We start from the raw sequence: 2,051 nt of genomic DNA on the forward strand, positions 1-2,051 counted from the left end.
GTATTGTCAATGGTGCGCGGATGGCCGTCTGCTGGTGGAAGACACGAGCACCCGCGGATGCGGCTCAAGGCGGTCAACGCGCGCGTTACAGGGCCGCCACCCACGGGTGAGCGGCCCTGGCGCTTGCCGGGTGAATCTTCAATCCGTATGAGGTCAGACCCGAATCCGCGAGTAGGTGGTGAGCCGATCTTCAGGCTGGCGTGGAGTTCGTTTTCCGGGTGATTTCCGGGTGCGTGCAGGCCGAGTGCCCGAGTGTCGCCTCGGGTGTGCGGGGTCCGGTGGTGTCGGGGCCGTGATGGCCTGGTCAGGGCGCTGCGGGTAGGGCGCGGATGCGGGCGAGGACCTCGTCGAGCAGGTGGTGTCCGGGTGGTAGGCGCAGCTCGACGCCGCGGGCGTGGCTGACCAGCCGGGCTGGTACCCGGATCAGCCGCTGCCGCAGGGTGGCGATCATGGCTTGGCCGCCGCGGACGCCGTGGCCGAACAGCCGAGCACCGGATCGGGTTGCGGTGAGCTGGTGCAGCCAGCCGGCGATGCTGGCGGCGAGCAGCGCACCCCACATCCAGGCGGTGTTGACCTCGGGATGTCCGGAGGGGAGATGACGCAACCCCGCTCCGAGCTTGGCATCCCTGAAGGTGTTCTCGATCGAGGTGCGGTGCCGGTACCAGTGCTCGGCCGCGGCCGCCCGCTCGGGCGTGGACACGTCGAGGTTGGTCACGATGAACGAGTAGCCGTAGACGGCGTCGGCGGCGGCCAGCTCGTCGATGGGCAGCGCCCGCTGGTCGGGGTGCAGGGTCCGCCGGCGCCGGGCCCGGGGGTCGGCGGAGACTTGCCCGGCGCCGGGTTCGGCGGAGACGTCGAGGCGGACCCGGCGGATCAGCAGCCGGGTCGCGGCGGGCCACCACTCGGGGCAGTACTCGGTGACCGCGACCTGCGCGCTGGTCATGTCGATCGCGTCGGTCCACGCGGTCTCGGCGAGGCCGTCGAGGAGCCGCCACAGCGGCGCGATCCGGCGCGCGCCGATGGCGAACTCGACATCGGCGGACAGCGCGGCGCGGGCCAGCTCCCCAGCGAAGTAGCCGGCGTCGGCGCGCAACCGGATCCGCCCGGCCCGGGCCGGGGTCGGCAGCGCGGCCAGCGCCCGGCCCAGCAGCTCCGCGGCGTGCGGGCGGGGATCCTCGTTGCCGGCCATCAGGTCCCCGGCCAGCATGGCCAGCACCGTCGAGGTCTGCGCCCAGGTGGCCACGTGCGGACGGCCGCAGCGTTGTCCCTGGTGATTGAACGCCACCCCACGCTTGTGACGTCCATAGACCTCGACGTCGGTGGTGTCGAGGTCGATCGTGACCTGCTCACACAGCGCCGCGGCCCGCTGCGCGGGCAGCAGCGCGAACATCGCGGTGTGCATGTCACCGACCGCGGTCTCCACCGCCCGCCACTGCCCGTCGGTGAACCGCCGGGCCAGCCCGGCCGCGGTCGTGGAGCTCAGCCCGGGCACCGCGGCGAGCATCTGCCCGGCGACATCGGCGCGGTAGCGGTCCAGCCCGACCAGGAAGTCCTCCCCGGCCAACTGCGCGCACGCCAACCCGACCAGCACCTGCCCGCCGGTGAACCCCCGATCGCGGGCCTTGATCGGCCCGATCGCCGCATCCAGCAGCCGGATCATCCCGAGCCGGTCGACCAGCTCGGTCACCGCCGCCATCCCCGACGTACCGGTCAACGACGGGTCCGGCGCGCCGACTCGCACCTTCCGCCCAACGCGGTGACGACCCCGTAGCCTGCTCACCAGATGGGTGTCCTTCCAACCGAGATCATCCAGCCGTGGTAAGCAGGATCATCCCAGGTCAACAGGGCACCTATCGCCATCTCACCGGCCGTGTCGCGCCGCTACTCGCGGATACGGGTCAGACCCAGGGCGGTCGATAGCTGCATGGGCAGCAGCCTGGCGGAGCGCGAGGAACGCCCGGTCGAACCACGTCAGCGTCGGGCGCTTGGGTCCGGGGGCCGGTTTGCATCGAAGGCAGGCATGACCGCGGCATGGAGTGACCAACGGCCCG

At 71.8% G+C, this 2,051-nt stretch carries 1 protein-coding gene; it reads right to left on the bottom strand.

The genetic code is table 11. From position 1 onward, the window contains the following. Nucleotides 1–304: 304 nt before the first annotated feature. Nucleotides 305–1,780: an IS1380 family transposase gene (locus VF468_00900; GenBank protein ID HEX5876882.1), complete on the bottom strand. Its 1,476-nt coding sequence runs from the start codon at nt 1,778–1,780 to the stop codon at nt 305–307. Between the last annotated feature and the right edge of the window lie 271 nt (nt 1,781–2,051).

The sequence above is a fragment of the Actinomycetota bacterium genome, from assembly GCA_036280995.1.
Lineage (GTDB): Bacteria > Actinomycetota > CALGFH01 > CALGFH01 > CALGFH01 > CALGFH01.